Annotated in this window: 2 protein-coding genes and 1 pseudogene; 1 reads left to right on the top strand and 2 read right to left on the bottom strand. The window is 39.2% G+C overall.

Annotated features, from left to right (window positions below):
* Positions 1-545: pseudogene (locus AC52RT_RS08030) on the bottom strand (sugar ABC transporter permease); the annotation flags it as partial.
* A gap of 118 nt (positions 546-663) precedes the next feature.
* Positions 664-1956 carry an extracellular solute-binding protein gene (locus AC52RT_RS08025; protein WP_495540259.1) on the bottom strand — a complete coding sequence of 431 codons (1293 nt, stop codon included), beginning with the start codon at positions 1954-1956 and terminating at the stop codon, positions 664-666.
* A gap of 427 nt (positions 1957-2383) precedes the next feature.
* On the opposite strand from AC52RT_RS08025, the gene AC52RT_RS08020 reads away from it, so the two are divergent.
* Positions 2384-4123 (top strand): glycoside hydrolase family 13 protein, encoded by a 1740-nt coding sequence (locus tag AC52RT_RS08020; RefSeq protein ID WP_495540258.1) that lies wholly within the window; start codon positions 2384-2386, stop codon positions 4121-4123.
* The last annotated feature ends 120 nt before the right edge of the window (positions 4124-4243 follow it).

Here is a 4243-nt window from a genome sequence, read left to right as displayed (position 1 = left end):
ACCCAATCCACAAGCTTCGCCGGTGGTGAGTGGTATAAGTCATAATTGGTAAAGGATAGCAAGATTACAAATAAAATTGGAAAAATAACCACAAATATTAGTAATAGAAATCCTGGCGATATCATTAAATATGGAAAACCATTGTCTAACAGGTTATGGTATTGTTCTCTCACACTATTTAAGTATAATCCCTTGTCTCGTTTCCGCCCATTATGCAATGCATCATAAATATTAACAGCATAAATGAGCAGCCCTATCAGTGCGACAAGCAGTGCGATGATTCCATCTACAAGAAGAAAAACGGAGTGATCCAAGCCTGGAATGGTTCCTAAGGTAAAGAGCCCCCAAAACCCCCAGTTAAGTGTTGAATAAAAGCTGCTAAAAAATGCTACAGTAAGGATTAAGAAAATAATCCCCTTCATAAACTGTTTATTATAGAACTGGCCGAATCCTGGAATAATTGAAAGTAGTGCGGCATTTCGACCATGTTTTGTTTTCAAAGGCGGGATAATTGGTGTATTAGTTGTTGAAGGTATGCTGTCCATTAAATACAGGCCTCCCTTTCTTCTTAGGAGAATCATTTACTTTTTCGTGCAAACGCTTGCCTTACTAAGACGGACAAAGGCTGTCCCCTTTTAGAGGAAAGCCAAAGCCCTTAATTATTTATTTTGCTGGGTGATTTGTTTCGATATTCGTTTTAATTGTTTTTACTGCATTGTCCATTGCTTCTTTTGGATCCGCTTTACCCGTTGCAATCGTTTCTAAGGCGATTTTCGCTGGATCCCATACTTCTCCCATTTCTGGAATATTAGGCATTGGTACAGCGTATTGTGATTGCTCAGCCACTGCTTTTGCACCTTGATCAGCTGCAATGATTGGATCTTCAATAACAGTTTTAACTGGTGGAATTTCTTTGGTTTTTTCAAAACGAATTTTTGCGTTTTCTTCATTCGTTAACCATTCAACTAATTTTGTAGACCAGTATGGGTTCTTCGTGAATGCAGTAACATGCCATCCTTTTACACCCATAAATGTTTTCATATGCTCGCCATTTGGAAGTGTTGGCATTGCGGTAACTCCAAAATCAATTCCTGCATCCTTCATACTTTGGAATGCCCATGGTCCATTCATAACAGAGGCAAGTTTTCCTTCATTAAATAAACCATCCATTGTTGCTCCGCCGCTGTCTCCAATAATTCCTTTAGAGAAAAGGCCTTCACTATACCATTTTTGAATATAGGCAGCTCCTTCAACAGCTCCCTCATTGTTTAAGCCGATATCCTCACGATCAAGAGCACCGTCTGTTTCTTTAAATACATATCCGCCCATGCCGGCGATAACACCGTGAGCGAAGTAGAAGTCATCCCATTTTGCATTAAAGCCGTATTGTTTATCTTTCGTTAACTCTTTTGCTTTTGTATAAAGCTCGTCCATCGTAGCTGGGGCTTCAGGCATTAACTTTTTATTGTAGATGAAAACTGGTGTTTCCGTAGCTTTTGGCAGGCCATAAAGCTTACCATCGTATTTCTGTGCTGTTATAGAAGCTTCTGTAAACGTATTCAGTACAGAATCTTCAACTTTAAGTTCTTGAATCAATGCCTCAGTAACAACTTGACCAATTTGGTCATGCGGCAATGTAACAACGTCTGCTCCATTTCCAGAAGGACCGTCCAAACGTAATTGATCACGCATCTTATCAGCCATATTTAATTCTTTAAATTCAACTTTGATACCATATTCCTTTTCGAAAGATTCAATAGCTGGTTTCAACGCTACTGATTTGTCTACATCTTCCCAAACAACCAGTTTTTCTGGTTTTGCTTCTTCTGTCGTGGTTTCTTTTTCTTTATCATTCGTCTTACCTGACTTTGCCGGCTCTTCACGATCTGGTCCGCAAGCAGCGAGCAGCCCAACAACCATGATCATCATGGTGACGAGTGTAAAAAGTTTTTTCATTTTTGTGACCCCCTGTAATTTATGAATCTAGCTTTTCAGTCGGACAATCGTTTGCACAAATGGCAAAACAAACGTAAATATGTAACCGCTATCAAAACAATACTAGAAACGTTCATCTTTTATTCTATTACTGTCATTACAGCATTAGTGTTACAAGAACTAAGTTCGTTCTTATAAACGAAAAATGTGAAAGCGATTGCACAACCTATGAGTTTATTATACAATTTTCCCTATATTATACAATCCTTTTTTTATATTTTTATTTTAATTTTTACGTTTCTTCTAAATCCGGACATATTTAAGCTGCTCTATGTTATAGATATCGTTCAGTTCACTAGGTTATTAATCTTGTATAAAATTTACTTCTCTGCTATTTTGTAGATATCATTCAGATTCACTATAAAACGGATACTTAAGGAGTGTTCACATGGAAAAATCCGCTGTTTATCATCGTCCTAGCGATAATTTTGCTTATTCAATCAATACAACCACCCTCCATATCAGACTTCGTACAAAAAAGGCAGATGTTCAAAAGGTTACACTTTTATTTGGTGATCCGTACATATGGGAAAATAACGAGTGGCAAATAGAAGAAATGCCGATGGCGTTTTCCGGCAGTGACGATGTCTTTGATTATTGGCAGGTATATGTTTCGCCAGCTTTCAAAAGGCTGCGATACGGTTTTAAACTTCAATCTGATGCTGAAACTATGATTTACACGGAAAAAGGATTCTATGAAACAGCTCCACTAGATACTGATTTCTATTTCTGTATTCCGTACTTGCATGAAAATGAAGTATTCGATGCTCCCGATTGGGTAAAGAATACGGTCTGGTATCAAATCTTCCCTGAACGCTTTGCGAACGGTGATTCTTCTTTGGATCCTCAAGGAACAATACCGTGGGGCAGTGAAAAACCAACTGTAAATAACTTTTTTGGCGGTGATTTTGCCGGTATCATACAACATCTCGATTATCTTGCGGACCTAGGCATAAACGGGATTTATTTCACGCCTATCTTTAAGGCCTACTCTAATCATAAATACGATACCATCGATTATATGGAAATTGATCCCCAATTCGGTGATAAGGAAACGCTGAAGCGATTAATTGCTGAATGCCACAGCCGCGGGATTAAAGTCATGCTCGACGCTGTATTCAACCATAGCGGTTATTACTTCCCTCCGTTTCAAGATGTACTAGAAAAGGGGGAGCAATCCCCTTATAAAGAGTGGTTCCAGCCCCACGGTTTCCCGCTGACAGGCGGTGAGCGTCCTAATTATGATGCATTTGGTTTTGTAGAAAGCATGCCTAAATTAAATACAGCTAACCCAGATGTAAAGGATTACCTGCTTACGGTCGGTAAGTATTGGATTGAGGAATTTAATATTGATGGATGGCGTCTTGATGTAGCAAATGAAATTGACCATCAGTTTTGGCGTGAGTTTCGTCAAGAAGTTCGTAGCATAAAGAGTGATCTCTATATTCTCGGAGAAATTTGGCATGATTCGATGGCTTGGCTGCGCGGTGATCAATTTGACGGTGTTATGAATTACCCATTCACAACGAATATTAAAAACCTGCTCGCAAAGCAAAGTATTACTGGCCAGGAATTTATTGAAAATATGAGTAAGGTCTATCACAACTATCCGAAAAATGTCTTTGAAGTTACCTTCAATCTTGTTGGCAGTCACGACACACCCCGGATATTAACAGAATGTGCGGACGATGAACAACGAACTAAGTTAATCTATACCATGCTCCTAACTTTTATGGGCACACCATGCCTCTACTATGGCGACGAGATTGGCATGAGCGGCGGTGCTGATCCAGGCTGCCGTGAATGCATGGTTTGGAATGAAGAAGATCAAAATCTGGATATGAAACGGCATATTCAAAAACTGATAAACCTCCGGACAAATGAGCGACTACTGGCGAATGACGGCGAAATCGAATTCCTGCTGCCCGATAGTCCGAACGGAATCTTTGGCTACCGTAAGTACACAGAGGATAAGTCGGTTGTTGTTCTAGTGAATTCAACAGATACCGAAAAAACGTACTCACTTACTGAACCTCTGGGTGACATAAAAGATATCTATTCAGAAAAAACGTATACTGGTTCATCGATTACCCTTGCAGGATATGGATTTGCGATTTTATCCTATTAAATTTAAAACCAAAAGAGGCTTTCCCAACTCAAAAGGGAAAGCCTCAGACTGTAGACAGCTCGATGAAAATCGAGTCTTGTCTACAGTTTTCTTTTTTATCTTCTAAAAGTGTTGATTTCC

Source organism: Peribacillus sp. (assembly GCF_059453735.1).
This window is presented reverse-complemented; position numbering and strand designations above follow the sequence as displayed.